The organism is Scleromatobacter humisilvae, assembly GCF_023231945.1.
Taxonomy (GTDB): domain Bacteria; phylum Pseudomonadota; class Gammaproteobacteria; order Burkholderiales; family Burkholderiaceae_C; genus Scleromatobacter; species Scleromatobacter humisilvae.
Genome location: NZ_JAJLJH010000002.1, coordinates 705,908 through 732,557, shown reverse-complemented (window position 1 = coordinate 732,557; position 26,650 = coordinate 705,908). Strand labels below are relative to the sequence as shown.

At 69.6% G+C, this 26,650-nt stretch carries 19 protein-coding genes; 7 read left to right on the top strand and 12 right to left on the bottom strand.

Features of this window, described 5'->3' with window-relative positions:
- Window positions 1–104: 104 nt before the first annotated feature.
- The 9 genes from grpE to argA form a co-directional block, all read right to left on the bottom strand.
- Complete coding sequence (gene grpE / locus LPC04_RS12550; RefSeq protein ID WP_275682563.1) at window positions 105–644, bottom strand: nucleotide exchange factor GrpE; 540 nt, start codon at window positions 642–644, stop codon at window positions 105–107.
- A 115-nt stretch (window positions 645–759) separates the two neighbouring features.
- Window positions 760–1,200 carry an RNA-binding S4 domain-containing protein gene (locus LPC04_RS12545; RefSeq protein ID WP_275682562.1) on the bottom strand — a complete coding sequence of 147 codons (441 nt, stop codon included), beginning with the start codon at window positions 1,198–1,200 and terminating at the stop codon, window positions 760–762.
- Window positions 1,197–2,288, bottom strand: coding sequence for a ferrochelatase (gene hemH / locus LPC04_RS12540; RefSeq protein WP_275682561.1), 1,092 nt, complete (start codon window positions 2,286–2,288; stop codon window positions 1,197–1,199). The genes LPC04_RS12545 and hemH overlap by 4 nt, the downstream gene beginning before the upstream one ends.
- 58 nt (window positions 2,289–2,346) lie before the next feature.
- Window positions 2,347–3,327 (bottom strand): adenylate/guanylate cyclase domain-containing protein, encoded by a 981-nt coding sequence (locus LPC04_RS12535; protein WP_275682560.1) that lies wholly within the window; start codon window positions 3,325–3,327, stop codon window positions 2,347–2,349.
- Between the two features lie 24 nt (window positions 3,328–3,351).
- Entirely contained in the window at window positions 3,352–5,640 is a 2,289-nt protein-coding gene (gene rpoD / locus LPC04_RS12530; RefSeq protein ID WP_275682559.1) for an RNA polymerase sigma factor RpoD, read from the bottom strand.
- A 372-nt stretch (window positions 5,641–6,012) separates the two neighbouring features.
- Window positions 6,013–8,013 (bottom strand): DNA primase, encoded by a 2,001-nt coding sequence (gene dnaG, locus LPC04_RS12525; protein WP_275682558.1) that lies wholly within the window; start codon window positions 8,011–8,013, stop codon window positions 6,013–6,015.
- Window positions 8,014–8,111: 98 nt separating this feature from the next.
- A complete protein-coding gene (locus LPC04_RS12520; RefSeq protein WP_275682557.1) occupies window positions 8,112–8,417 on the bottom strand; it encodes an H-NS histone family protein in 306 nt (101 codons plus the stop codon).
- A gap of 192 nt (window positions 8,418–8,609) precedes the next feature.
- On the bottom strand, window positions 8,610–8,882 hold the full coding sequence (locus LPC04_RS12515) for an oxidative damage protection protein (protein WP_275682556.1): 273 nt from the start codon (window positions 8,880–8,882) through the stop codon (window positions 8,610–8,612).
- Window positions 8,883–8,955: 73 nt separating this feature from the next.
- On the bottom strand, window positions 8,956–10,302 hold the full coding sequence (gene argA / locus LPC04_RS12510) for an amino-acid N-acetyltransferase (RefSeq protein ID WP_275682555.1): 1,347 nt from the start codon (window positions 10,300–10,302) through the stop codon (window positions 8,956–8,958).
- 54 nt (window positions 10,303–10,356) lie between these two features.
- Here argA and hrpA point away from each other — a divergent pair, with 54 nt between their 5' ends.
- Complete coding sequence (hrpA, locus tag LPC04_RS12505; RefSeq protein ID WP_275682554.1) at window positions 10,357–14,430, top strand: ATP-dependent RNA helicase HrpA; 4,074 nt, start codon at window positions 10,357–10,359, stop codon at window positions 14,428–14,430.
- A 93-nt stretch (window positions 14,431–14,523) separates the two neighbouring features.
- Complete coding sequence (locus tag LPC04_RS12500; RefSeq protein WP_275682553.1) at window positions 14,524–14,868, top strand: hypothetical protein; 345 nt, start codon at window positions 14,524–14,526, stop codon at window positions 14,866–14,868.
- A 3-nt stretch (window positions 14,869–14,871) separates the two neighbouring features.
- Here the strand turns inward: LPC04_RS12500 and serB are convergent, their stop codons facing one another.
- A complete protein-coding gene (serB, locus tag LPC04_RS12495) occupies window positions 14,872–15,579 on the bottom strand; it encodes a phosphoserine phosphatase SerB (RefSeq protein ID WP_275682552.1) in 708 nt (235 codons plus the stop codon).
- A gap of 200 nt (window positions 15,580–15,779) precedes the next feature.
- On the opposite strand from serB, the gene LPC04_RS12490 reads away from it, so the two are divergent.
- Both LPC04_RS12490 and LPC04_RS12485 read left to right on the top strand, forming a co-directional pair.
- Window positions 15,780–18,809 (top strand): ATP-binding protein, encoded by a 3,030-nt coding sequence (locus tag LPC04_RS12490; protein WP_275682551.1) that lies wholly within the window; start codon window positions 15,780–15,782, stop codon window positions 18,807–18,809.
- A 40-nt stretch (window positions 18,810–18,849) separates the two neighbouring features.
- Entirely contained in the window at window positions 18,850–19,545 is a 696-nt protein-coding gene (locus tag LPC04_RS12485) for a response regulator (protein ID WP_275682550.1), read from the top strand.
- 9 nt (window positions 19,546–19,554) lie between these two features.
- On the opposite strand, the gene LPC04_RS12480 is transcribed toward LPC04_RS12485, so the two are convergent.
- On the bottom strand, window positions 19,555–21,177 hold the full coding sequence (locus LPC04_RS12480) for a DNA recombination protein RmuC (protein ID WP_275682549.1): 1,623 nt from the start codon (window positions 21,175–21,177) through the stop codon (window positions 19,555–19,557).
- Between the two features lie 55 nt (window positions 21,178–21,232).
- Window positions 21,233–24,814 carry a transcription-repair coupling factor gene (gene mfd / locus LPC04_RS12475; protein WP_275682548.1) on the bottom strand — a complete coding sequence of 1,194 codons (3,582 nt, stop codon included), beginning with the start codon at window positions 24,812–24,814 and terminating at the stop codon, window positions 21,233–21,235.
- A gap of 130 nt (window positions 24,815–24,944) precedes the next feature.
- Here mfd and ispD point away from each other — a divergent pair, with 130 nt between their 5' ends.
- Genes ispD through LPC04_RS12460 form a run of 3 tightly spaced genes read left to right on the top strand, consistent with a single transcriptional unit; the run spans window position 24,945 to window position 26,643 of the window.
- The gene (gene ispD, locus LPC04_RS12470; protein ID WP_275682547.1) at window positions 24,945–25,724 is read left to right on the top strand and encodes a 2-C-methyl-D-erythritol 4-phosphate cytidylyltransferase; all 780 of its coding nucleotides are present in this window, start codon (window positions 24,945–24,947) and stop codon (window positions 25,722–25,724) included.
- Window positions 25,721–26,215: a 2-C-methyl-D-erythritol 2,4-cyclodiphosphate synthase gene (gene ispF / locus LPC04_RS12465; RefSeq protein ID WP_275682546.1), complete on the top strand. Its 495-nt coding sequence runs from the start codon at window positions 25,721–25,723 to the stop codon at window positions 26,213–26,215. Before ispD ends, ispF begins: the two co-directional genes overlap by 4 nt.
- Window positions 26,212–26,643 carry a hypothetical protein gene (locus tag LPC04_RS12460; RefSeq protein ID WP_275682545.1) on the top strand — a complete coding sequence of 144 codons (432 nt, stop codon included), beginning with the start codon at window positions 26,212–26,214 and terminating at the stop codon, window positions 26,641–26,643. The genes ispF and LPC04_RS12460 overlap by 4 nt, the downstream gene beginning before the upstream one ends.
- Window positions 26,644–26,650 lie beyond the last annotated feature (7 nt).

Genomic DNA, 26,650 nt, shown 5'->3' with positions numbered 1-26,650 from the left:
GGTGTTGTGATCGAGATGCGGCTGGCGCTGTCTTATTCAAGGCCGAAACGCGTTTTTTGCCGCGTTTCGTCCACGATTGAAGGCGTCGCGAGCCGCTTTTCGGCTTACTTCGGCGCCGAGACCGTGACGAGCGCCGGACGCAGCACGCGGTCGGCGATCAGGTAGCCCTTCTGCAGGACGGTCACCACGGTGTTGGCTTCCTGGTCGGCCGGCACCATCGAGATCGCCTGGTGCTGGTGCGGGTCGAACCTGGTGCCCGACTGCGGGTTGATCTGGCTGACCTTGTTGCGCTCCAGCGCGGCGACGAGCTGGCGCAGCGTGGCGTGAACGCCCTCGAGCACCTGTTCCACGGCGGCGCCCGGGGTGGCGATCGCGGCCTCGAGGCTGTCCTTGACGGGCAGCAGGCTCTCGGCGAAGCCTTCGACGGCGTACTTGCGGGCCTTGGCGACTTCCTCGTCCGCGCGGCGGCGCGCGTTCTCGACCTCGGCCTTGGCGCGCAGGTGCGCATCGGTCAGCTCGGCGACCTTGGCCTCGAGTTCGGCGATGCGGCCGGCGTCGCCGCCGGGATTGGCCTCGGGGGCGGCGGCGCCGTTCTCGACCGGCGATTGCAGCGGAGCTTGCGGGGTTTGTTCTTCCGGATTCATGGTCTTGTAGAGGTTAAACGGTCGCGTTGCGCGGGGACGTGGAGGCGGCACTCCGCATTTCAAGAGGCCACACGAAACTTTTTTTGCCGGCGCGACTCTCCGGCGCCGGCCAGGACTACTCGTCGTCGACCGATGCGCTCCAGCGCTGCCAATCGACCAGGTCGCGGCGGTCGCGCTTGGTCGGCCGGCCGAGTTCCTGCGCATTGGCCGGTTCGACGCCGAACTTGCGCGCCTCCGCGGCCTGCTGCTGGGCCCGGATGCTGGCTTCGGTCTCCTGGTACAGCGTTCGGGCCACCGTCGCCGGCCCCCGCATCGCGCCCAGGCCGAGGACCAGCAATTCCCGGACCGAGCCGGCCTGGCGGATCTCGATCCTGTCGTTGACACGCACCGAGCGCGCCGGCTTGGCGGCCTGGCCGTTGACGTGCACGCGGCCCTTGTCGATCTCCTCGGCCGCCAAGCCCCGCGTCTTGAAGAAGCGGGCGACCCACAGCCACTTGTCGAGCCGCATGTCGGCGGCGGCGGCGGGAGCAGCTGAGGCTTGGGCGTGACGGGTCATCGTTGCTCGGGGGCGCCGTGCGCGACGGCGCGGGCCTGGCGTTGCTGGAGGGCTTCCCTGGACATGGGGGTGGTGTCCCAGCCCTGCAAGTGCCGCAGCGCGACCCCGGTCATCGCCTTCATGCCTTCGGGGCTGTTGTTGAGGCAGGCGATGTAGTGGAAGGCCTTGCCGCCGGCCGACAGGAAGGCCGCGCGAGCCTCGATGGCGATCTCCTCGAGCGTCTCGAGGCAGTCGGCGGCGAAGCCCGGGCAGATGACGTCCACGCCCTCGACGCCGCCGCGGGCCATCGCCTTGAGCGTCGGCTCGGTGTAGGGCTGCAGCCACTCGGCACGGCCGAAGCGGCTCTGGAAGGTGACGCGCCAGTCGCCGTCCTCCAACTGCAGCTTCTCGGCCAGCAGGCGGCCGGTCTTCAGGCATTCGCAGTGGTACGGATCGCCCAGCAGCAGCGTGCGCTTGGGCATGCCGTGGAAGCTCATCACCAGCTTGCGGCCGCGGCCCTCGCGCGCCCAGTGCTTGCGCACCTGGGCGGCCAGTGCCTCGATGTAGCCGGGATCGTCGTGGTAGTGGTTGACGAAGCGCAGCTCGGGCACGCGGCGCGTGCGTTTCGCCCAGTCCGCGACGTCGTCGATCACGCTGGCGGTGGTCGCCGCCGAATACTGCGGATAGGCCGGGAACACGAGGATGCGCGTGGCGCCCTCGGCGCACAGCGCGTCGAGCGCGGTGGCGATCGCGGGCTGGCCGTAGCGCATCGCCCAGCGCACCTCGACCAGCGGCCCGCGCTCGCCGACGTAGCTGCGCAGCATGTTGGCCTGCCGCGCCGTCCACACGGCCAGCGGCGAGCCTTCGCGCAGCCAGACCTTCTTGTATTTGCGCGCCGATTGCGCCGGCCGAAGTCGCAGGATCACGCCATGCAGGATCAGCCACCACAGCGCGCGCGGGATCTCGACGACGCGCGGATCCGACAGGAACTGCGCGAGATAGCGCCGCAGCGCCGGCGTGGTCGGCGCGTCGGGCGTGCCCAGGTTGACGAGCAGCACGCCGACCTTCTCGGCGCGGTCGTGCGCGTGGTCGCGCGGAGCGTCGGTCATCAGGAACCCTTCGTGCTTCGCACTTCGGGGCGAGCGCCTTCGGGCGGCCGGGCGTCGCTCATCGCCGCGACGGAAGCGGGGCGGGATTCAGCAGGTCGTACTCGTCGTCGCGCCGGATGGGCGCGTGCAGCACCTCGAACTGCATCGCTGCGACGCCCGGATCCTCCGGCGACCCGCTGAGGCCGACCTCGCCGCTGCCGTGCAGCGTGCAGCTGCCGCGGCGCAGGCTCACGACCTCGTCCTCGCTGGAGAAGCGCACGAACGTGCCGTTGATGCTGAGGTCGGACAGCTGGAACGTGGCGCCGATCCAGTCGATGCGGCAGTGCGCGCGCGACACGCGCGCGTCGTCGACCTGCATGTCGGACGCGGCCGCGCGGCCGATCACCACCGGCATGTTGAACGCCGTGAAGCGCTTGACCTTGTTGCCCCACGTGAGGACGACGGACTCGGGACCGATGAGGCCCATGCCGGGACCGCCGCCCACGAGCGTGGGCGCGGTGTCCATGCCGCGGCGCGACAGCAGGTGCACCTCGACCGGCTCGACGCGCCCGCGCAGGCGCACGAGGTCGAGGCTGCGGAACATGTCGCGCGAATCGAGGGGCAGGGCGCGCAGCACCTCGACCGTGACCAGCGTCTCGTTGTCGCCCGCGTGGTCGAGCAGCCGCGCGGCGACGTTGACGGCGTCGCCGAAGTAGTCGCCGCTGACCTCCACCGTCTCGCCCAGCGCGATGCAGACCTGCAGTTGGAGACGCGCCTCCGTGAAGCCGGTCAGCGCGTCGCGCCGCCGCATCACGATGTCGATCTCCTCGTGCATCTGGTCGGCTGCCTCGACCGCCTGCGCGGCGGTCGGGAAGACGGCCATCAGGCCGTCGCCCAGCGTCTTGACGACCAGGCCGCCGGTGGCCGGCACGCGCCGCGAGATCGCGTCCACCGTCTCGGTGACGATCTGGGACGCGTCGGTGTTGCCGAGCAGTTCGTACAGCGCGGTGCTGCCACGAAGGTCGGCGAAGACGACGGCACGACGCTGGATGGCGGACATGCGGGCGGCGCCTTTACCGAACGATTAGAGATTGTCCAGGTAGGTGCGCAGCTTGTCCGACCGGCTCGGGTGCTTGAGCTTGCGGATCGCCTTCGCCTCGATCTGGCGGATGCGCTCGCGCGTGACGTCGAACTGCTTGCCCACTTCTTCCAGCGTGTGGTCGGTGGACATCTCGATGCCGAAGCGCATGCGCAGCACCTTGGCCTCGCGCGGCGTCAGGCTGTCGAGGATGTCCTTGACCACGTCGCGCAGGCCGGCGTGCATCGCGGCCTCCACCGGCGCGAGGTTGTTGGTGTCCTCGATGAAGTCGCCCAGGTGGGAGTCGTCGTCGTCCCCGATCGGCGTTTCCATGGAGATCGGCTCTTTCGCGATCTTCATGATCTTGCGGATCTTGTCTTCCGGCATCTCCATCTTCTCGGCGAGCGTCGGCGCGTCCGGCTCGAAGCCGAACTCCTGCAGATGCTGGCGCGAGATGCGGTTCATCTTGTTGATCGTCTCGATCATGTGGACCGGGATGCGGATCGTGCGGGCCTGGTCGGCGATCGAGCGCGTGATGGCCTGGCGGATCCACCACGTCGCGTACGTCGAGAACTTGTAGCCGCGACGATATTCGAACTTGTCGACCGCCTTCATCAGGCCGATGTTGCCTTCCTGGATCAGGTCGAGGAACTGCAGGCCGCGGTTGGTGTACTTCTTGGCGATGGAGATCACGAGGCGCAGGTTGGCCTCGATCATTTCCTTCTTCGCATCGCGCGAGGCCTTCTCGCCCTCGTTCATCTTGCGGTTGATTTCCTTCAGGTGCTCGATCGGCACCACGGCGCGCGCCTGCAGGTCGATCAGCTTCTGCTGCAGCTCCTGGATCGCGGGCAGGTTGCGTCCCATCACCACGCTGTAGCCGCGGTTGCCGGCGATTTCCTTCTCGGCCCAGTGCAGGTTGAGCGAGTTCGTCGGGAACGTCTTGATGAAGTGGTCCTGCGGCATGCCGCACTTGTCGACGACGATCTTGCGGATCTCGCGCTCGTAGCGGCGCACGTCGTCCACCTGGCCGCGCAGGATCTGGCACAGGCGCTCGATGGTCTTGACCGTGAAGCGGATCTTCATCAGGTCGTCGGTGAGCGCGGCCTGGGCCTTGTCGTACGAGGGCGAGCGGTAGCCGTCCTTCTCGAACGCCTTGCGCATCTTGTCGAAGTGCGTGCTGAGCTCGCCGAACTTGACCAGGGCCTGCGCCTTCAGCTCCTCGAGCTTCTTGGTCAGCGCCTTGGAGCCGCCGGCGCCGTCGTCGTCGTCTTCCTCGTCGAACTCGTCGAAGTCTTCTTCGGCGACGTAGTCGTCCGCCTCATTGGTGGACACGAAGCCGTCGACGGCCTCGGAGATCTGCATCTCGCCCTTCTGGATGCGGTCGGCCACGGCCAGGATCTCGGCGATCGTGGTGGGCGAGGCCGAGATGGCCTGCATCATCGACTGCAGGCCGCCTTCGATGCGCTTGGCGATCTCGATCTCGCCTTCGCGCGTCAGCAGCTCGACCGAGCCCATCTCGCGCATGTACATGCGCACGGGGTCGGTGGTGCGGCCGAACTCGGAGTCGACCGTCGACAGCGCGGCCTCGGCCGCTTCCTCGGCTTCCTCTTCCGTCGCGCCGGACTGGGTCTGGCCCGAGATCAGCAGCGTGGCGGCGTCGGGCGCCTGCTCGTACACGGCGATGCCCATGTCGTTGAGCATCGACACGATGGCTTCGAGGATTTCGTTGTCGACCAGCTTCTCGGGCAAGTGGTCGTTGATTTCCTGGTGCGTCAGGAAGCCGCGCGTCTTGCCCATCTTGATGAGCGTCTTCAGCTCATGGCGGCGCTTGGCGACTTCCTCTTCGGTCAGCTGCGTCTCGTCCAGGCCGAACTCGCGCATCAGCGCGCGTTCCTTGGCCCGCGACACCTTCATGCGCAGCGGCTTGACCTTGGCCTTGACCTCGCCGACTTCCTCGACGGCTTCTTCGACGCCCTCGGCCTCGACTTCGCCCTCGAGATCGGCCTCGACGTCCGCGTCTTCCTCGAACGCCGGCGCCTTCGCGACTTCTTCCTTCTTGCCCTTCTTGCCCTTGGCCTCGGGCGCGGCGGTCTTGGCGGCGGTCTTCGTCGCGGCCTTGGCCGGCGTCTTCACGGCAGCGGAAGCCTTCTCGGCGGTCTTCGCCGCAGGCGCCTTCGCGGCAACCTTGGTCGCAGCAGCGGACACCGCCTTCTTCTCGACGACGGGCTTGTCGGCGGCCGTCTTCGCGGCGGCGGTCGTCGTCTTGGCAGTATCAGCGCTCTTCTTGGCAGTCATGCGTTTCCTTGAATGAATGTCGACCCAGGTCGCCCGGCATATCAGCCCGCGTCAATCTCGACTCGCCCCGGGAATATGCGGGCCAGCATCGAAAAAGAAAGTCAGGCAATGAATTTCCCCTCGCGTTTCGACGCGAAGGACACCGGCAGGCAAGTTGGCGTGAACGTGGTTTGAATGAGCAGCTCTTGCGGGAGAAGGTGGCCGGTGGTGATGCCCTTGACGAGGGTGGCCGGGGCCCGGAGTTAGCTGCTCTCACTGCACGTCACAAGTTGCCGCTGAGTGGGATATCGGATTATACCTCATTCTCCAATGAAAACCACCGGTTCGCGGCGGGCGCGATGCCGTGGAAAGGCCGCGTCGCGCGGCCGTCAGTCACTCTTCGGCACGCTGCGCGGACATTCGAGCCTTGACCTCTTCCCAGTGCCGGAAGACCTCGCGGTAGCGCGCCAGGGCCGCGGGATCCGTCGCGGCCTGCGCGAGCAGGGCCTGGGTGCGCAGGCGCAGTTCCCGATCGAGGATCTTGTCGACGTTGGCCCGGAACTCGGCAAAGGTCGCGTTCGGCTCGGCGTCGCCGTCGGCGATCGCCAGCGCCTCGGCGCCCAGGCCGGGATCTTCCCGCAGCGCGTGGCTCAGCACGGCCCAGGAGCGGGGGCCGTGTTCAGCGTGGTCGCGCTCCAGCCACGCGACCAGCGGTCCGTACGGCGCGGGCAGCGAGTGCATCAGCTCGTGGTCGTCGGGGGACAGCTGTTCCCAGTATTCGGCGTGGCCGAACAGCATCTGGATCGCGCGGCTCTCGGCGGTCATGGGCGCCGAGCGCGGCTGGCGCCGCTGGGCGTCGAGCTCGGCTTCCTCGCGCGCGCGCGCCGCCCATTTCGGGTTCATCGGCCGGGTGCTGCGGAAGCCGCCCTTGCCGGCCTGGAAATCGCGGCCCGGGCTGCGCGGTCGCGCCTCGCCGGGCGCGAGGAAGGTATCGGCGCCGGACAGGGCGGCATTCGCGTCGTCGAGGTCCGGCGGCGCGTCGTGCCAGGGTGCGCCGTCCTCGGAGGCGCGCCCGCCCCGACGCGGCGCGCTGCCGGTTCGCCACAGCGACTGCAGGTCGGCCAGCGGCAGGTTGCCCTTGAGCGCCAGCTCGCCCAGCAGCTGTTTCTGCAGCGCACCCTCGGGCAGGGCGCTCCACAAGGGCTTGGCCTGCGCGAGCATGCGGGCGCGGCCCTCCGCGGTCGTCATGTCGCAGTCGTGCTGCGCGACCTCGATCAGCTGCTGCGACAAGGGCAGGGCGTCCTGCACATACTGCTCGAACGCCTTCGTTCCATGTTCGCGCACGTAGCTGTCCGGATCGTGCTCCTTGGGCAGGAACAGGAAGCGGAAGCTGCGCGTGTCGGTGGCGTGCGGCAGCGCGGCCTCGAGCGCGCGCCCGGCGGCGCGGCGCCCGGCCGCGTCGCCGTCGAAGCTGAAGATGACCTTCTCCGTGAAGCGCAGCAGCTTGTGCACGTGTTCGGCGGTGCAGGCGGTGCCCAACGTCGCCACGGCGTTCGGAAAACCCAGCTGCGCCAGCGCGACCACGTCCATGTAGCCCTCGGTGACCAGCACATAGCCCTTGTCGCGCAGGCCCTGGCGCGCCTCGAACAGTCCGTACAGCTCGCGGCCCTTGCTGAAGACGGGCGTCTCGGGCGAGTTGAGGTACTTCGGCTCGCCCTTGTCCAGCACCCGGCCGCCGAAGGCGATCACCTCGCCCTTGACGTTGCGGATCGGGAACATGATGCGCTCGCGGAAGCGGTCGTAGCGCTTCTGCGTGGCCGGATCGTCGCCCGAGACGATCACCATCCCCGACTCGACCAGCAACGGGTCGTCATAGCGCGGGAAGCAGCTCGCCAGCGTGCGCCAGCCCTCGGGGGACCAGCCGAGCGCGAAGCGCGCCGCGATCTCGCCGCTGAGGCCGCGGCCCTTCAGGTACTCGATGGCCCGCGGCGAGGCCTTCAGCTGCTGCTTGTAGTGGTCGGCGGCCTTGGCCAGGATGTCCGACAGCGTCGTGCTCTGCGCCTTCTTGCGCGCGGCCTCGGCGCGCTCCTCGGGCGTCGCGTCGTCCTCCGGCACCGGCATGCCCACCTGCTGGGCGAGGTCCGTCACGGCGTCGACGAAGCCCATGCCGTGGTGCTCGCACAGGAAGCGGATCGCGTCGCCGTGCACGCCGCAGCCGAAGCAGTGGTAGGTCTGGCGGGTCGGGCTGACGATGAAGCTGGGCGACTTCTCGCCGTGGAACGGGCACAGGCCCTTGTAGTTGATGCCCGCCTTCTTCAGCGTGACGGTGCGCCCGACCAGCTCGACGATGTCGACGCGGGAAAGCAGGTCTTGGACGAATTGGCCGGGGATCACGAATGCAGTGTAGAAGGAAGCCGAGCCGGAAACGAAACGAGCGCCCTGGGGCGCTCGAAACTCGGAAGAGGGCGTTCAGCCCCGGGGTGGAAACCCGTTCAGACGGCGAAATCGGTCAGTTGCTTGCCCGATTCCAGCGCGGCCGAGAGCCACTTCGGCTTCAGGCCGCGGCCCGTCCAGGTCTGGCCGCTGGCGGGATCGCGGTATTTCGCCGCGACCTTGCGGCCGCTGGTGCTGGCGCGCGGGCCGGCGGCTTTGGTGACGAGGTCGGCCGCGGTCAAACCATGCTCGGCCATCAGTGCACGAACCTTGGAAATGGCCTCGTTGCGCTCTTGACGGCGCGCGTCCGAAATCTGGCGGTCGATTTCGGCCTTTTGGGCCAGAAGATCCTGCAGGGAAGACATGTCTCAAATCCTCGTGTCAATTCGACAATTGAAACATCTTATCGCGAAATACGCAAAAAGAAACTCAATGGGGAAGTTGCATGTGACACTTTGCACGTGTCTGGCAGCTTCGACGCGAATATACACCGCCGCCGCAGAAAAATATTGCCCTCACGTGAAGTGAAAGCCGGCGGAGGATGAGAAAAGTCTCGTTCAGGGCGCCGGCGGAACGTAGCCGGCGGGTTGTTCGGCGCCGCCGCCGAAGAAGAAGCTTTCCATTTGGCGCGCCAGATATTGACGCGCGCGCAGGTCGGCGAGGTTCAGGCGATTCTCGTTGACGAGCATCGTCTGGTGCTTCTTCCACGCCTCGAAGGCTTCCTTGCTGACGTTGTCGTAGATTCGCTTGCCGAGCTCGCCCGGATAGGGCGCGAAGGCCAGGCCCTCGGCTTCGCGCTTGAGATAGACGCATTGGACGTTGCGTGTCATGGGAACTCCTGCTGTTCGTGAGAGGGCCGGCGGCGGGCGCCGCGGCCGCTGATGTGTTGCGATTGATCGGCTTCTAGGGCAGTTTTTTGACGAGTACCTGCGAACGCCGATCCCAGTTGTATTTCTTCTTGCGCGCCTCGGGCAACCATTCGGGGTCGACCTGTTCGAAGCCGCGTTTGATGAACCAGTGCATCGTGCGCGTCGTCAGCACGAATATCGACTTGACGCCGAGCGCCTTTGCACGGTGTTCGATTCGCTTGAGAATCCGGTCGCCATCGCCCTGGCCCTGAACCTGCGGCGATACCGTGAGCGCCGCCAATTCGGCGGTGCCGGCCTCGGGATACGGATACAGCGCGGCGCAACCGAAAATGATTCCGTCGTGTTCGATGACGGTATAGGTGGCGACGTCGCGTTCGATTTCCGTGCGGCTGCGCTTGACGAGCGTTCCGTCGCGCTCGAAAGGCTCGATCAATTGCAGGATACCCCCGACGTCGTCGGAAGTGGCCTCGCGCAGGCTCTCGAGTTTCTCGTCGACGACCATGGTGCCGATGCCGTCGTGGGTGAAGACCTCCATCAGCAGCGCGCCGTCGACCGAGAACGGCAGGATGTGCGAACGCTCCACGCCGCCCTGGCAGGCCTTGACGCAGTGCTGCAGGTAGAACGCGGTGTCGAACGGGGTCAGTGGCGCGGGCAGCGAGGCGACCAGGCGCTCGGCGTCGGCCAGCGCGAGCTCGGTGTCGATCGGCGTCTCCGGGTCGGCCGGATCCTCGTGGACGCCCGGCACCTCGGTGAGGAACAGCAGCTTGTCGGCCTGCAGCGCGACCGCGGTGGACGTGGCCACCTCTTCCATGGTGAGGTTGAACGCCTCGCCGGTGGGCGAGAAGCCAAACGGCGACAGCAGCACCACCGCGCCGATGTCGATCGCGCGGCGGATCGCCACGCCGTCGACCTTGCGCACCACGCCGCTGTGCATGAAGTCGACGCCGTCGACGATGCCCACGGGCCGCGCCGTCAGGAAGTTGCCCGAGACGACGCGCACCGTCGCGTTGGCCATGGGCGTGTTGGGCAGGCCTTGCGAGAACGCGGCCTCGATCTCGAAGCGCAGCTGGCCGGCGGCCTCCTGCGCGCAGTCGAGCGCCACCTCGTCGGTGATGCGGATGCCGTGGCTGTAGCGCGCCGGGTGGTTCTTGGCCTTGAGCTGGTCGTTGACCTGCGGCCGGAAGCCGTGCACCAGCACCAGCTTCATGCCCATCGCGTGAAGGATGGCGAGATCCTGCACCAGCGCGTTGAGCTTGCCCGCCGCAATCATCTCGCCGGCGATGGCGACGACGAAGGTCTTGCCGTGATAGGCGTGGATGTGCGGCGCCACGGCGCGGAACCAGGGCACGAACGTGTGGGGAAAGACCAGGTCGAGGCTCATCGGCAGCGGCTCATTTCGTCAGCCCGGCATTGTGCCGCACGGGGTCAAACCCATATGGGATGCAGTCCCCGTTTGTCCAGATATTGCGCAGATAATCGCCGGCTCGTGAATTCGCCTACCCGTCCCCCCGCACCGCGTCCGCCCGCCGCGCCTCGTCCGGCGTTCGCGCCGCGTTCCGAACGTCCGCAGCGCCCGCCGCGCGCCGCACCGGCCCCCGCCAACCCGGTGCCGCCCATCACCTTCCCCGAGTCGCTGCCGGTCTCCAGCCGGCGCGAGGACATTGCGCGCGCCATCCGCGACCACCAGGTGGTCATCGTCTGCGGCGAGACGGGCTCCGGCAAGACGACGCAGTTGCCCAAGATCGTGCTCGAACTCGGCCGCGGGCGCGCCAACGGCGGCGGGCTGATCGGCCACACGCAGCCGCGGCGGATCGCGGCGTCCAGCGTCGCCAGGCGCATCGCCTTCGAGCTGAACTCGCCGCTGGGCGAGGTGGTCGGCTACCGCGTCCGCTTCCAGGATCGCTTCCAGCCGGGCGCGTCGGTCAAGCTGATGACGGACGGCATCCTGCTGGCCGAGACGCAGTCGGATCCACTGCTCAAGGCCTACGACACGCTGATCATCGACGAGGCGCACGAGCGCAGCCTCAACATCGACTTCCTGCTCGGCTACCTGCGCCAGATCCTGCCGCGCCGGCCCGACCTCAAGGTGATCGTGACCTCGGCCACGATCGACGCCGACCGCTTCGCGAAGCACTTCGAGTCGGCCAAGGGCCCGGCGCCGGTGATCATGGTCAGCGGGCGGCTGTTCCCGGTCGAGCAGCGCTGGCGGCCGTTCGAGGAGTCGCGCGAGTACGGGCTGAACGAGGCCATCGTCGACGCGGTCGACGAGCTGTGGCGCAGCGGGCCGGGCGACGTGCTGGTCTTCCTGCCGGGCGAGCGCGAGATCCGCGAGGCCGCCGAGAAGCTGCGCGGGCACCATCCGCCGGGCGTCGAGATCCTGCCGCTGTTCGCGCGGCTGTCGCAGGCCGAGCAGGATCGCGTGTTCGAGACTGGCGCCGCGCCGCGCATCGTGCTGACCACCAACGTGGCCGAGACCTCGCTGACCGTGCCGGGCATCCGCTACGTGATCGACTCGGGGCTGGCGCGCGTCAAGCGCTACAGCTACCGCAACAAGGTCGAGCAGCTGCAGATCGAGCCCATCAGCCAGGCCGCGTGCAACCAGCGCGCCGGCCGTTGCGGACGCGTCGCCAACGGCACCTGCATCCGCCTGTTCGACGAGAAGGACTTCGCCGGCCGGCCGAAATTCACCGACCCCGAGATCCTGCGCTCGTCGCTGGCCGGCGTCATCCTGCGCATGAAGAGCCTGCGCTTCGGCGCCGTCGAGGACTTCCCGTTCCTCGAGGAACCGCCGCGCAAGGCCATCGCCGACGGCTACGCGCTGCTGGGCGAGCTCAACGCGGTCGACGACTTCAACGAGCTGACGCCCATCGGCACAGAACTCGCGAAGCTGCCGCTGGATCCGCGCGTCGGCCGCATGATCCTCGAGGCGCGCGAGCGCCACTGTCTCAACGAGGTGCTGGTGATCGCCTCGGCGCTGTCGGGCCAGGACGTGCGCGACCGTCCGCTCGAGCAGCAGCAGGCCGCCGACGAGAAGCACAAGAAGTTCGACGACGAGCGCTCGGAGTTCATGGGCTACGTCAAGCTGTGGAAATGGCTGGACGTGTCGCGCGGCGGGCAGGCCGACGCCGATCTCGACGCGGTCCAGCTCGCGCCGCGGCCGCCGCGCGGCGCGTCCGCGCACGCGCGTCACGGGGGCGCGCAGGCGAACGCGCCCGCGCCCGCGCCGACCCACAAGCTCAGCAACCGCCGCTACGAGCAACTGCTGCGCGAGAACTTCGTCAGCGTGCGCCGCGTGCGCGAATGGCGCGACATCCACTCGCAGCTGCTGACGGTCGTCGCCGACCACGGCTGGCAGCTCAACACGGCGCCCGCCAACTACGACCAGGTGCACCTGGCGATGCTGGCCGGCCTGCTGGGCAACCTCGGCCAGAAGAGCGACGACGAGGAGTGGTATCTCGGCGCGCGCGGCATCAAGTTCTGGCGCCATCCGGGCGCGCACCTGTCGAAGAAGCCGGGGCGCTGGATCGTCACTGCCGAACTGGTGGAGACGACGCGCCTGTACGGCCGCGGCATCGCCGCGATCGACCCGCAGTGGATCCCCGGCATCGCCGGCCACCTGCTGAAGACGCAGCTGCTCGAGCCGCACTGGGAGAAGAAGGCCGCCGAGGTGATCGCGCTGGAACGTGCGACGCTCTACGGCATCGTCATCTACCAGAACCGGCGCGTGAACTTCGGGCTCGTCGATCCCGTGGTCGCGCGCGAGATCTTCATTCGCGAGGGCCTGGTGCAGGGCGAGTGGGACACGCGGCTGCCGTTCCTCGCGCACAACCGCAAGATGATCGCGCAGGTGCAGGAGCTGGAGCACAAGTCGCGCCGGCAGGACGTGCTGGTCGACGACGAGCTGATCCACGCGTTCTACGACCAGCAGGTGCCCGCCGGCGTGGTCAGCGGCGCGACCTTCGAGAAGTGGTATCGCGACGAATCCGGCAAGCAGCCCAGGCTGCTGATGCTCACGCGCGACGAGCTGATGCGCCACGAGGCCGCCGGCATCACGACGGCCGCGTTCCCGAAGACGATCCGGCTCGGCGGCGTCGACTGCGCGGCCGTCTACCTGCACGAGCCCGGCGACGCCAAGGACGGCCTGACGGTGACGGTGCCCATCTACGCGCTCAACCAGGTCAACGCGGAGCGCGTCGACTGGCTGGTGCCGGGCATGTTGGAGGCCAAGGTGCTGGGGCTGGTCAAGAGCCTGCACCAGCGTCCGCGCTCGCGCCTGGTGCCGCTGCCGGAGTTCGTCGCCGAGTTCGTCGCCACGCACGACTTCGCGCAGGGCGAGCTGCTGGAGGTGCTGCTCAAGGCCGTCAAGGAGCGCACGCAGATCGCGGTGCAGCGCAACGACTTCAAGCTGGAGACGCTGTCGCCGCACCACTTCATGAACTTCCGGGTGGTCGACGAGCACGGCCGCCAGCTGGGCACGGGGCGCAACCTCGCGACGCTGAAGTCGGAGCTGGGCGGCCAGGCGCGCTCGGCGTTCCAGGCGCTGGCGGCGCTGAAGCTGCCGGCGTCGACGCCGTCCGCGCCGGCGCCCATCGCGTTGCCGGCGGGCAGCAAGGGCGTCGTCGCGCGCGTCGAGCCGCCGCCGCCGCCCGCCATGCAGGCGGCCGCGAAGTACACGGCGTGGACGTTCGGCCAGCTGCCCGAGCTGATGGAGATCGCCAAGGGCGGCCAGACGCTGATCGGCTTCCCGGCGCTCATCGACAAGGGCGCGCACGTCGAGATCGAGGTGTTCGACGAGCCCGACGTCGCCGCCGCGAAGCATCGTGCCGGCCTGCGCCGGCTGCTGGCGCTGCAGTTGAAGGAGCCGATCAAGTTCCTCGAGCGCAACATCCCCGACCTGACGAAGATGTCCGTCTTCTTCATGCCGCTGGGCACCGCCGAGGAGTTGCGCGAGCAGATCATCGACGTCGCGATCGACCGCGCGTTCCTCGAGGATCCATTGCCCGCCGACGAGGCCGAGTTCAAGCGCCGGCTGGAGCAGGGCCGCAGCCGCCTGAACCTGATCGCGCAGGAGGTCGCGCGCCAGGCGCACGCGGTGCTGGTGGAATTCGCCGCGGCCACGCGCAAGCTGAAGGACGCGCGGCCGCCGAAGGAGGTCGTCGACGACGTCCAGGCACAGCTGCAACGCCTGGTCGGCAAGCGCTTCGTCGCCACGACGCCCTGGGCGCAGTTGCAGCACCTGCCGCGCTACCTGAAGGGCATCACGCTGCGCCTGGACAAGTTGCGCGCCGACCCCGCGCGCGACGCGCAGCGCCTGGCCGAACTGCGGCCAGCCGAACAACGCTGGCTGCGCACGCTGGCCGACCGCAAGGGCGCCGTCGATGCGCGCCTGACCGAGTACCGCTGGCTGCTGGAGGAACTGCGCGTGAGCTTCTTCGCGCAGGAACTGCGCACGCCGCAGCCGGTCAGCATCAAGCGCCTCGACAAGGCCTGGGAGCAGTTGAGCCGCTGACGCCGCGTCGACGCTGTATCAAGCTGTTTCGCAGGCCGGCGATCCGGTTGCTTTTCGCATCATTGCCTGCGGGGCGGTGGTCTACATTGCCGCATGACTTCGGAGCTGACGACGCCGGATGGGCGCTATCTCGTGATCCAGGGACGCCTGTGGCGCGCCCCGAATCCATCGCTGTCGGCCGAGGCCAAGGTGAGATACATGCGCGAGCTGCTCAATGGCCGGCGCGCGCTGAAGGCCGCCAAGACCTCGGGCGACGACGACGCGATCACCGCGGCGCGCAAGATGGTGGCGCGGGCCCAGGTCGGCCTCGGCGAGCGCGGCCCGGCCTGGTGGACGGACGGCGCGCCCGACTTCAATCGCACGCAGGTCAAGCATTCGCCGTACGCGGACTGGTTCGCCCGCGTCGAGTCGCAGCAACAGACCGCTCGCGCGGCCTGACGGTCACCCGAAGACGGCCAGCGCGTCGTCCATGCCGCCTTCGTTGATCGCCAGCATCGCCTGCGCGCGCACCGCCGGCTTGGCGTGAAACGCGATCGACAGGCCGGCCGCCTCCATCATCGGCAGGTCGTTCGAGCCGTCGCCCACGGCGATCGCCCGGGCGGGCGCGATGCCGAGCTCCGCGCAGGTCTGCAGCAGCATGCGCCGCTTCTCGGCGCCGTCGCAGATGTCGCCCCAGGGCTGCATCACCAGGCCGCCGGTGAGCGCGCCGTCGACGATCTCGAGCCTGTTGGCGCGCGTGTAGTCGATGGCCAGGCGGCGTGCCACGCGGTCGCTGAAGAAGGTGAAGCCGCCGGAGACGAGCAGCGTCTTCAGGCCGGCGTCGCGCAGCGCGCCCAGGAAGGTCTCGACGCCCGGATTGAGATGGAGCCGGTGCTCCCATACCTCGTGCAGCCACTTCTCGTCGACGCCCTTGAGCAGCGCGAGCCGCCGGCGCAGGCTCTCCCGGAAGTCGGCAATCTCGCCGCGCATCGTGGCCTCGGTGATGGCCGCGACCTCGGCCTTCAGGCCCACGGCGGCGGCGATCTCGTCGATGCACTCGATGTCGATCAGCGTCGAATCCATGTCGAAGGCCGCGAGGCGGAAGTCGGCGAGCCGCAGCGGAGGGGTGAAGCCGCGGACGACGAGGCCGCTCGGGAGATCGAGGCGCATGGGGGACGGGCGTTGGGGACAGGTCGATTTTAAGTCGGCGCGCCGCGCCAGCCTTCGGTTCCGCGCGCGGCAGGCTTCGCGACGCGCCCGATCCGCGCGCGAATGATGGCCGCCGGCGTGAAATACGCGGGACAATTCGAACGCTCCGGCGCGGGCGTTGGCCCCACACTTGCGCGTCGGCCCCTTGAAAGTCCTTGAGCGTGCTGTCCCGCAAATCCCGTCGCGAACTGATCCTGATGCTGGGCGTCACGCTGCTGTTCTGGCTCGCGGCGCGGCTCGGCTTCGTCTTCAACGACAACGGTTACCTGACGCCCGTGTGGCCGCCGGCGGCGGTCGCGTGCGTCGCCGGCATCCTCTACGGCCCGCGCAGCCTGCTGGGCGCGGCGATCTACATCGCCTACGACTTCATCGTCGACGGCAGCAGCCACGACTGGGCGCACGACCGCTGGGCCTTCGTCGAGCCGCTGGCCATGCTGGCCTCGGGCGCGGTGGTGCACTGGACGGCGCGCCGCGCCGGCTTCACCGGCCGCCTCGACACGGTGCGCGCCGTGCTGATCATGATGGCCTTCGGCGTGTTGTTCGCCTTCGTCAACGGCGCCGGCGCGACCTTGGGCTACTGCGGCCTGGCCGGCACCCGGCGCTGCATCGCCTACGGCTGGTCCGGCTACTGGATCCAGTCGATGATCGGCGACGTGTTCGGCTGCCTGATCTGCATGCCGGCGCTGCTGTCCTGGGCACGCTGGATCGATGCGCGGCTGCATCCCGGCGGCCGCCGCGCGGCGCAGGACGCCTTCGCGGCCGAGCGCCGGCGGGCGCCGCGCGCACCTCGGCCGGCGATCGCGCCCGCGCCCGCGCCAGCGGCGTCGCGGGTGCCGGCGGTGTTCCGGTTCTCGCGCGAGCAGTGGCTGTTCGTGCTGTGCAGCTTCGGGGCGAGCGTCCTGGGCTGGGCCATCACGCGCGGCTGGAACGTGCCGGTGCACGTGGTCGGTTTCCTCGCGCTGCCGCTGCTGGTGTGGGCCGCGATCAAGTTCCCGCCGCTGTTCGTGCATTCGGCGGTGATGGCCTGCGGGCTGATCACGATCACGCTGCAGCTCACCGCGCCGGGCAGCGCCAGCGCCGACCCGGCCACGCACACGGCGTCGCTGTTCCTGTTCCTGCTGAGCGTGTCGTCGCTGACGCTGATCGTCAACGTCGTCGTGCAGCAGCAGCGCCGCCTGGCCGGCGAGCTGGCGTTCCGCGCGCAGCAGGAGCGCGTCGAGCTGATGCTGCAGGCCGCCACCGACGCTGTCATCAGCTTCGACGAAGGCGGGGCGCTGTCGTACTGGAACCCGGCGGCCGAGCGACTGTTCGGCCGCGCCGCCGCACACGCGCTGGGCCGGCCGGTGCAGGAGATCCTGCCGCTGCCCAAGCTGGTCGCCGCCACCGACGGCATCGCCGCGCTGTGCGACGCCGGCGACGACCTGTTCTCGGGCGAGGTGCTCGAGTTCGACGCGGTCGACGCCGCGGGGCGGCCGGTGGCGGTCGAGCTGTCGCTGACGGCCTATCGCAACGACCGCGGCTGGGCCGCCACGGCGTTCATGCGCGACGCCCGCGCCCACAAGCGCCAGGAAGAGGCGCTGCGCCTGGCCCGCGACAAGGCCGAGGAGGCGACGCGCGCGAAGTCGCTGTTCCTGGCGACGATGAGCCACGAGCTGCGCACGCCGCTGTCGGGCATCATCGGCATGCTGCAGCTGGGCCTGCGCGAGGCGATGCCGCCGCAGTCGCGCTCGCGCGTCTCGCTGGCACTCGGCAACGCCGAGGCGCTGCTGGCCATCATCAACGACATCCTCGACTTCTCCAAGATCGAGGCCGGCAAGATGGGCTTCGAGGCTATGGACTTCGACCTGCGCGAGATGGTGCAGTCCCTCGTCGAGCTGCTCGACCTGCGCGCGCAGGAGGAGGGCCTGTCGCTGCTCAGCCACGTCGACCCGAACGTGCCGCAATGGCTGCGCGGCGACCCGATGCGGCTGCGCCAGATCCTGCTGAACCTGATCGGCAACGCGCTCAAGTTCACCGAGGCCGGCACCGTGGAACTGCGCGTGGGCTGCGGCTCCACCGAGACGGGCCGGCTGCTGCTGGAGATCGAGGTCGAGGATACCGGCATTGGTATCTCGCAGGAGGCGCAGCAGCGGCTGTTCAGCAGCTTCGAGCAGGCCGACGTCACCACCACGCGCAAGTACGGCGGCACCGGGCTCGGGCTGACGATCACGCGGGCGCTGGTGCAGGGCATGGAAGGCGAGATCTCGCTGACCAGCGCGCCGGGCGTGGGCAGCACCTTCCGCGTGCGGCTGCCGGTGGCGATCGGCTCGCCGGTGCAGTCGGTGCCGGAAGAGGCCCTGCCGCCGTTCGACTGCCGCCTCAACGTGCTGTGCGCGGAGGACGGCCACACCAACCGCGTGATCGTGCAGGCCTTCGTGCAGGGCCTGGGCCACGACGTCAGCTTCGTCGAGAACGGCCTGCAGGCCGTGCAGCGCTGCGCGGAGGAGAACTTCGACGTCATCCTGATGGACGGCCGCATGCCGGTCATGGACGGCCTCGCGGCCGCGCGCGCGATCCGGGCCGGCGGCATCGCCGACACGTGGGTGCTCGATCCGGACATCCGCATGATCGCGCTCACCGCCAACGCGACCGGCAACGACCGCGAGCTGAGCCTGGCCGCGGGCATGGACGACTTCCTGTCCAAGCCGGTGGACGAGCGCCTGCTCGCGCAGTCGCTGCATCGCGCGGTCGCCGCGCTGCGCAAGCGCGGGCGCGAGCTGCGTCCGGTGCTGGACACGATGGCGATGGCCGGCGGCTCGGTGGCGGCGCTCGACGCGCTGTTCCTCGACAACGAGCCCGATGCCGCGTCGGTCGACGCCGCCGGAGCCGCGCTGGCCGATGCCGCCGCCAGGCCGGCGCCCGCCGCCGCGCCGGGCGTGCGCTCGCTGTCCGAACGCCTCGCGGAGGCCTTCCGCACCGAGACGCCGCGCCTGCTGGCCGATATCGGCGAGGCGATCGCGCAACGCGACTTCGCGCGCGCCGCGCGCATCGCCCACAACATCAAGGGCAGCGCGTTCTACATCCACAGCGAGCAGATGGCCGACGACGCGGGCGGCCTGGAGAACGCCTGCGACGCGGCCGACGCCGATGCCGTCGAACGCCAGTGGGCGGCCCTCCAGGAAAGCATCGACGACTGGATGACGGCGCACTGATACGCTTGCGGAAAACGAGCGAAGAAAAAGGGAGCCGGACATGCGTATCCTGGTCGCCGACGACGACCTCGTCTCACGCCTCGCGATGGAGGATGTGCTGCGCCAGTGCGGCGCGCCCGAGATCGTGCTGGCCGAGGACGGCGCCTCCGCGTGGCGCGCGCTGACGGGCGAGGCCTGCTTCGACCTGATCTGCCTGGACGTGCGCATGCCGCCGCCCGACGGCCTCGAGCTCGTCGCGCGCCTGCGTGCCGCGCCGGCGTTGAAGCGCGTGCCCGCGATGCTGATCACGTCCACCGCCGACCGCAACACCGTGCTGAGCGCCACGCGCTCCGACCTGCAGGGCTTCATCGTCAAGCCGGTCGGGCCAGATACGGTCACCCGTATCCTTCGCGTGCTCGCGCAGCTCGACGCCAGCATCCTCGAGCCGGCCGACGCCGCCATCGCGCGGCTGCGCGTCGACACCGAGCGGCATGCCCGTTACGTTGGCGCCTTCATCCAGCAGATCCAGGCGCTGGCCGGGCTGGCGGAGGAGCTGGCGACGGCCACCGGCGGCTCGCAGACGCGCACGGCGTTCGTGCAGAAGGCCGATGCCTGCCGCACCGCGGCGCTGACGCTGGGCTCGACGCGCATCGAGCAGCTGATCTCGGACGCGCTGGCGCTGCTGGTCGAAGGCAAGCCAGGCGCGTCGCGCGCGATGGCGCAGGCGGTGTACTGGCTGGGGCGCGTGTCGCGTTGAGCGGCGGCCTCAAGCCTGCGGCAGCTCGCCTTCGAGGCCATCGAACAGCGAAGGCGCCGGCGCCTCGCCGGCGCTCGCGATCGCGGGCAGGCCCTCGCCGTCCTGCGCGGCGTCCACCAGCGCGTTGGGCAGCGCCTTGGTGGTCTTCACGCCGAGTCCCTTGAGCATCTCGGCCTGGCGGATCACGTTGCCCTTGCCGGTGGACAGCCGCTTCTCGGCCTCGTCGTAGGCCGACTGCGCGTCCTTGAGCTTGCTGCCGACCTTCTGCAGGTCGGCGACGAACGCGGCGAGCTTGTCGTACAGCTCCGCGCCACGGCGGGCGATGTCCTGCGCGTTGCGCGTCTGCGCCTCCTGGCGCCACAGGTGCGCGATGGTGCGCACCACGAACAGCAGCGTCGACGGGCTGACCAGCAGCACGTTGCGCTGCCAGGCGTCCATGAACAGCGCGTCGTCGTGCGTCACGGACAGCATGAAGGCCGGCTCGATGGGCACGAACATCACGACCATGTCGAGCGACTTCACGTCGTAGAGCGCCTGGTAGTTCTTGCTGGAGAGCCCCTTGATGTGCGCACGCACCGAGTCCAGGTGCTGGCGCGCGGCGAGCGTGCGCTCGTCGTCGGATTCGGCCGAGGCGTAGCGGTCGTAGGCAAGCAGCGAGACCTTGGCGTCGACCACCAGCTTGCGCTCCTGCGGCAGGTCGATGACGACGTCGGGCTGCTGCAGGTTGCCCTCGGCATCGCGCTGGCTCACCTGGACGTGGTACTCGTGCCCCTTGCGCAGGCCCGAGGCCTCCAGCACGCGCTCCAGGATCAGCTCGCCCCAGTTGCCCTGCGTCTTGGCCGAGCCCTTGAGCGCGTTGGTGAGGTTGGTGGCATCGCGGCTGAGCGTCTTGTTCAGCTCCATCAGCTGCTTGACCTGCTCGGTCAGCGCGAAGCGCTCCTGGCCTTCCTTGACGTAGACCTCCTCGACCTTGCCCTTGAACTCGCTCAGCTGCGTGCGCAGCGGGTCGAGCAGCGTTCCGAGGTTCTGCTGGTTCTGCTCGGCGAAGCGTTTCGACTTCTCCTCCAGGATCTCGCTGGCCAGCGTCTTGAACTGGTTGGACAGCTCGGTCTTCGCCTCGGTGAGCAGTTGCAGCTTCTCCTGCGCGCTCGCGCGCTCCGCGTCGGCGCGGGTGCGCGCGTGCGCGAGCTCGGCGTGCGCCGTCTGCAGCGCGACGTTGCGGGCGTCGAGCTGGCTCGCGGCCTCGCGCGCCCGGGCCTCGAGCTGGCTCGCGGCCTCGCGCGCCCGGGCCTCGAGATCGGCCACGCGCTCGGCGAGCGACGCGGCGTGCTGGTGCTTCTGCGCCTCGCTGGCGGAGACGCGCAGCACGTCGTCGCGCGCGGCCTGGGCGTCGCCGCGGGCGCGTTCCAGCTCGGCCTGCAGCGCGGCGGCCGCGCGTTCGTGGGCGCGCAGCCGCTCCTGCGCCTGCGCGAGTTCCAGCTGTCCGGCATGGCCGGCCTGGGCGAGCGCGGCGTCGACCGCGGCGCGCGTGCGCGCGCGCGCCAGCACGAGGCCGATGGCCAGGCCGGCGACGAGCGCGGCCACCACGGCGATGACGATGACGACGAGGGAGGAAGCGGAGTCCGGATTCATGGGGCCCATTGTCGCCCGGCCACCGGCTCACCTGGTGCGCCAGATGGCCCCGGAATCAGGCCTCCTGCGCGCGCGGCGGCCCCAGCGAGCGCAGCAGGTCGCGCACGAACTGCGCTCGCTCGTGCGGCTCGGCCAGTTCGCGGTCGATGCGCAGCCGGTCGTTGCCGGCCAGCTTCACGCTCTTGTTCTTCTGCACCAGCTCGATGATGCGCATCGGGTCGATCGGCGGGTTGGGCCGGAAGGTGACGTTCATCACCTTCGGGTTCGCGTCGACCTTCAGCACGCCGTAGGTCTTCGCCAGCACGCGCAGGCGATGCGTGTCGAACAGCGTCTGGCCCTGCGGCGGCAGCTTGCCGAAGCGGTCGGTGATCTCCTCGAGCAGGTTGTCCAGCGTCTCGGGGCGGTCGGCCGTGGCCAGGCGCTTGTAGAGCGACAGCCGCGTCTGCACGTCGCCGCAGTAGGCGTCGGGCAGCAGGGCGGGGGCGTGCAGCTTGATGTCGATGCCGCCGCCGAACGCGCCGGTGGGCGACAGCAGGTCGGGCTCCTTGCCGGACTTGAGCGCGCGCACGGCCTCCGCCAGCATGTCGTTGTAAAGCTGGAAGCCGACCTCCATCATGTTGCCGCTCTGGTTCTCGCCCAGCACCTCGCCGGCGCCGCGGATCTCGAGGTCGTGCATCGCGAGGTAGAAGCCCGAGCCGAGCTCCTCCATCGCCTGGATCGCGTCGAGGCGCTGCGCGGCCTGCTTGGTCAGGCCCTCGACATCCGGCACCATCAGGTAGGCATACGCCTGGTGGTGCGAGCGGCCGACGCGCCCGCGCAACTGGTGCAGCTGCGCCAGGCCGAACTTGTCGGCACGGCTGATGACGATGGTGTTGGCGGTGGGCACGTCGATGCCCGTCTCGATGATGGTGGAGCACAGCAGCACGTTGATGCGCTGGGCGACGAAGTCGCGCATCACCGCCTCCAGCTCGCGCTCGGGCATCTGGCCGTGGGCGATGGCGATGCGCGCCTCGGGGATCAGCTGCTGCAGCTTCTCGAGCCGGTTCTGGATCGTCTCGACCTCGTTGTGCAGGAAGTAGCACTGGCCGCCGCGCTTCAACTCGCGCAGGATGGCCTCGCGGATCGTGCCCTGCGTCTCGCTGCGCACGAAGGTCTTGATGGCCAGGCGGCGCTGCGGCGCGGTGGCGATCACCGACAGGTCGCGCAGCCCCTCGAGCGCCATGCCCAGCGTGCGCGGGATCGGCGTGGCCGTCAGCGTGAGCACGTCGACCTCGGCGCGCAGCGCCTTCATCGCCTCCTTGTGGCGCACGCCGAAGCGGTGCTCCTCGTCGACGATCAGCAGCCCCAGCCGCTTGAACTTGACGTCGCCCGACAGCAGCTTGTGCGTGCCGACGATGATGTCGATGGTGCCGTCGGCCAGGCCGTCCATCGCCAGCTTGATCTCCTTGGCGGTGCGGAAGCGCGACATCTCCGCCACCTTCACCGGCCACTGGCCGAAGCGGCTCGAGATCGTCTGGAAGTGCTGTTCGGCCAGCAGCGTCGTCGGGGCGAGCAGGGCGACCTGCTTGCCGCCGTGCACCGCGACGAACGCGGCGCGCAGCGCGACCTCGGTCTTGCCGAAGCCGACGTCGCCGCAGACCAGGCGGTCCATCGGCTTGGGGCTGACGAGATCCTGGATCACCGCGTGGATCGCGGCGCGCTGGTCGGGCGTCTCCTCGAAGCCGAAGCTCGTCGCGAAGGCCTCGTAGTCGTGCGGCGAGAAGCGGTGCGAGTAGCCGTCGCGCGCGGCGCGGCGCGCGTAGAGGTTCAGCAGCTCGGCGGCGGCGTCGCGCACCTGCTCGGCGGCCTTGCGGCGTGCCTTGTCCCATTGGCCCGAGCCCAGCTTGTGCAGCGGCGCCTCTTCCGCCGACACGCCCGTGTAGCGGCTGATCAGCGCGAGCTGCGCGACCGGCACGTACAGCGTCGCCTTGTCGGCGTACTCGAGGTGCAGGAACTCGCTCGGGCCCTCGCCGAGGTCGATGTTGATCAGGCCCATGTAGCGCCCGATGCCGTGCGACGCGTGCACCACGGGGTCGCCGAGCTTGAGCTCCGACAGGTCCTTGATGAGCGCGTCGACGCTGCTGGTCTGCTCCTGCCCGCGACGCCGGCGCCTCGGCGTCGTGCCCGTCGCGAACAGCTCGTTCTCGGTGATGAACTGGATCGTGCGCGGCGCCTCGCCTTCCGGCTCGAACCAGAAGAAGCCCTCGCTGATCGGCGCGGCCGTGATCGCGATCTTCTCGTCGCTGGACTCGAACTCGGCCAGCGTGCCGACGCTGATCGGCTCGATGGCGTGGTCGCGCAGCATGTCCAGCACGGTCTCGCGGCGGCCTTCGCTGTCGGCCACGAGCAGGATGCGGTACGGGGTGGCGTCGATGTGCCTCTGAAGGCGCGCCATCGGCGCCGTCGCGCCGCGTTCGACGCTGACATCGGGCAGCGGCCGCGCCCAGGCCACCGCGTCGTCCGCGCCGGCCTGCGGACGCAGAGACAGCGTGCCGAACGCGCGCGTCGCCTCGAAGAACTGCGCGTCCTTCAGGAAGAGGTCCTCGGGCGGCAGGATCGGACGATCCGGATCGGCCTTGAGGAAGCGATACCGCTCCCGGGTATCCGTCCAGAAGCGCTGCAGCGCGTCGTCGACGGCGCCGTGCAGCACCAGCGTGGCGGATGCGGGCAGGTAGTCGAACAGGGTCGCGGTCTCGTCGAAGAACAGCGGCAGGTAGTACTCGATGCCGCCGCCGGCGATGCCGTTGCCCATGTCCTTGTACAGCCGCGCCTTGGTCGGATCGCCCTCGATGCGCTCGCGCCAGCGCACGCGGAACGCCTTGCGCGAGGCCTCGTCGAGCGCAAACTCGCGGCCGGGCAGCAGGCGCACCTGCGGCACCGGGTAGAGGCTGCGCTGCGAGTCGGGGTCGAAGGTGCGGATCGAGTCGACCTCGTTGTCGAACAGGTCGACGCGGTAGGGCACCGGCGAGCCCATCGGGAACAGGTCGATCAGCCCGCCGCGCACCGCGTACTCGCCGGGCGACACCACCGAGCTGACGTGCGAGTAGCCCGCCAGCGTCAGTTGCGCGCGCAGCGCGGCCTCGTCGAGGCGCGACTTCTGCTTGAAGTTGAAGGTGGTGGCCGCAAGGAATGACGGCGGCGCGAGACGCGTCAGCGCGGTACTGGCCGGCAGGATCACGACGTCGACGCCTTCGTCGTCCTCCTTGTTCGCCTCGACGCTCTTGGTCGGATCCGGCGCGGCCTTGCCCCTGGCCGCCGCGACCGCCACGCCGGTGTTGGCGCTGCCCAGGCCCTGGCTCTTGCGATACAGCCGCCACAGCGTGGCCAGGCGCTCGGAGACGAGATCCTGGTGCGGCGAGAACTGGTCGTAGGGCAGCGTCTCCCAGTCGGGGAACACGGCGATGCGCAGGTGCGGCGCGAAGAAGGGCAGCTCGTCGGCCAGGCGCTGGCTGTCGGCCGGCTCGGCGCACACCACCAGCGTCAACTGGCCTTGCGCGGCGCGTGCGGACGCCAGGTGGGCGATCAGCAGCGCGTCGGCCGCGCCGGGCGGGCGGGGCAGCGTGTAGCGTTGTCCGGGAACGAGCGTGGGCAGTTGCATGGCGGGGTGGAAATGAGGACACGCCTTGGGCGCATCGGTGGGCATCCGCAGATGGGGCAACCGGTGCGCCGGCAAGGCGTGGCACTCGTTCGATTCGAGTCGGGAACGCATCGATTCTAGAATCCCGTCCATGACGAGCCCCCAGCGAGGTGATTCCTTCACCCATCCCGACGGCCGCCAGCGCTTCTTCGCGCTGGTGCCCTGCGCGGGCAGCGGCTCGCGCTCCGGCGCGGCCGGCCCCAAGCAGTACGAGTCGCTCGCGGGGCGGGCGCTGGTGCTGTGGACGCTGGAGGCGCTCGCGCGCGTGAGCGAGCTCGATGGCACGCTGGTCGTGCTGTCGCCCGGCGACGACCAGTTCGCCGCGCTCGCCGCCGAGGGCGACGCCGAGGCCGCGAGCGCGTGCTGGCGCGCCAACGTGGGCGGCGGCACCCGTGCCGAGAGCGTCTACGCCGGCCTGCACGACCTGCTTGCGCGCGGCGCGCTGCCCAGCGACTGGGTGCTGGTGCACGACGCGGCACGCTGCCTCGTGCATCCCGATTCCATCCGACGCCTGATCGCTGCGTGCCGCGACGACGCCGTCGGCGGCCTGCTGGCGATGCCCGTGCCCGACACCCTCAAGCGCTCCGACGCCCAGGCGCGCGTCGCCGAGACCGTCCCGCGCGAGCGCATCTGGGCCGCGCAGACGCCGCAGATGTTCCGCATCGGCGTGCTGCGCGACGCGATCGCCGCCGGCTTCGCGCGGCGCGACCTGCTGATCACCGACGAGGCCAGCGCCATCGAGGCCGCGGGCCTCGCGCCGCGCCTCGTGCGCGGCGACTTCGACAACCTGAAGGTCACCTGGCCCGAGGACTTCGCGCTCGCCGAGCGCCTGCTGCTGGGCCGGGCCCAGACATCGAAAGCCCACGCATGACCGCACCGTTTCGCATCGGCGAAGGCTGGGACACCCACCAGCTCCACGCCGGCCGCCCGCTGATCCTCGGCGGCGTCACCATTCCCCACATCGCCGGCCTGATGGGCCACTCCGACGCCGACGCGCTGTGCCATGCGATCACCGACGCGCTGTTCGGCGCCGCCGCGCTCGGCGACATCGGCCGCCACTTTCCCGACACCGACGAGGCGTTCAAGGGCGCCAACTCGATCGTGCTGCTGGCCGAGGCCGCCAGGCGCGTGCGCGCCGCGGGCTGGGAGCCGGTCAACGTCGACGCGACGATCGTCGCGCAGGCGCCCAGGATGGCGCCGCACATCGCCGCCATGTGCGCGAAGATCGCCGAGGCACTGAGCCTCGATGTCGGCGCCGTCAACGTGAAGGCGAAGACGGCCGAGAAGATGGGGCCGGTGGGCGAGGGCCGGGCGATCGAGACGCGGGCGGTGTGCCTGGTGCAGCGGGTCGGGGTGGCATGACCCAGACGCGCTATTCGGCCGTTCCGCCTTACGCGCGAGACGTCGTTCCCGCGGTCGGACTGGCGCTGTTCGCGTATCGCGCCGCATCGCCCGCGTTGAGCGGCTCGCACCCGATGACGATCACGGGGTGGATCCTGACGGCGCTGTTCTGCGCGGGATCGCTCTTGATGCTGTCACTCGCGGCGCGGGCGCAGTGGGTGCGCGTCGAGGGGGACGACCTGACAAGTTGGACCGGGCTGCGCCCGTGGCACAAGGAGCGGCGCCCGCTGTCGACGGTGTGGGTGGCAGCGCCGGTGGCACACGGCACCGCGATCCGCTTCGCCGATGGCGTCACCTGGCGCGTGCCCGGGTCGTATCGCGGTGGCGAGGCGCTCGGGCGCTGGGTGATCGGCAACGGCATCCGATCGGAAACCGGGCCCGCCGTGTAGCCCTGTC

What these genes read in the sequence shown, in the direction of transcription:
- grpE (WP_275682563.1), bottom strand. Translation starts at nt 644, where the DNA reads ATGAATCCGGAAGAACAAACCCCGCAAGCTCCGCTGCAATCGCCGGTC.
- LPC04_RS12545 (WP_275682562.1), bottom strand. Translation starts at nt 1,200, where the DNA reads ATGACCCGTCACGCCCAAGCCTCAGCTGCTCCCGCCGCCGCCGCCGAC.
- hemH (WP_275682561.1), bottom strand. Translation starts at nt 2,288, where the DNA reads ATGACCGACGCTCCGCGCGACCACGCGCACGACCGCGCCGAGAAGGTC.
- LPC04_RS12535 (WP_275682560.1), bottom strand. Translation starts at nt 3,327, where the DNA reads ATGTCCGCCATCCAGCGTCGTGCCGTCGTCTTCGCCGACCTTCGTGGC.
- rpoD (WP_275682559.1), bottom strand. Translation starts at nt 5,640, where the DNA reads ATGACTGCCAAGAAGAGCGCTGATACTGCCAAGACGACGACCGCCGCC.
- LPC04_RS12520 (WP_275682557.1), bottom strand. Translation starts at nt 8,417, where the DNA reads ATGTCTTCCCTGCAGGATCTTCTGGCCCAAAAGGCCGAAATCGACCGC.
- LPC04_RS12515 (WP_275682556.1), bottom strand. Translation starts at nt 8,882, where the DNA reads ATGACACGCAACGTCCAATGCGTCTATCTCAAGCGCGAAGCCGAGGGC.
- argA (WP_275682555.1), bottom strand. Translation starts at nt 10,302, where the DNA reads ATGAGCCTCGACCTGGTCTTTCCCCACACGTTCGTGCCCTGGTTCCGC.
- hrpA (WP_275682554.1), top strand. Translation starts at nt 10,357, where the DNA reads ATGGGATGCAGTCCCCGTTTGTCCAGATATTGCGCAGATAATCGCCGG.
- LPC04_RS12500 (WP_275682553.1), top strand. Translation starts at nt 14,524, where the DNA reads ATGACTTCGGAGCTGACGACGCCGGATGGGCGCTATCTCGTGATCCAG.
- serB (WP_275682552.1), bottom strand. Translation starts at nt 15,579, where the DNA reads ATGCGCCTCGATCTCCCGAGCGGCCTCGTCGTCCGCGGCTTCACCCCT.
- LPC04_RS12485 (WP_275682550.1), top strand. Translation starts at nt 18,850, where the DNA reads ATGCGTATCCTGGTCGCCGACGACGACCTCGTCTCACGCCTCGCGATG.
- LPC04_RS12480 (WP_275682549.1), bottom strand. Translation starts at nt 21,177, where the DNA reads ATGAATCCGGACTCCGCTTCCTCCCTCGTCGTCATCGTCATCGCCGTG.
- mfd (WP_275682548.1), bottom strand. Translation starts at nt 24,814, where the DNA reads ATGCAACTGCCCACGCTCGTTCCCGGACAACGCTACACGCTGCCCCGC.
- ispD (WP_275682547.1), top strand. Translation starts at nt 24,945, where the DNA reads ATGACGAGCCCCCAGCGAGGTGATTCCTTCACCCATCCCGACGGCCGC.
- ispF (WP_275682546.1), top strand. Translation starts at nt 25,721, where the DNA reads ATGACCGCACCGTTTCGCATCGGCGAAGGCTGGGACACCCACCAGCTC.
- LPC04_RS12460 (WP_275682545.1), top strand. Translation starts at nt 26,212, where the DNA reads ATGACCCAGACGCGCTATTCGGCCGTTCCGCCTTACGCGCGAGACGTC.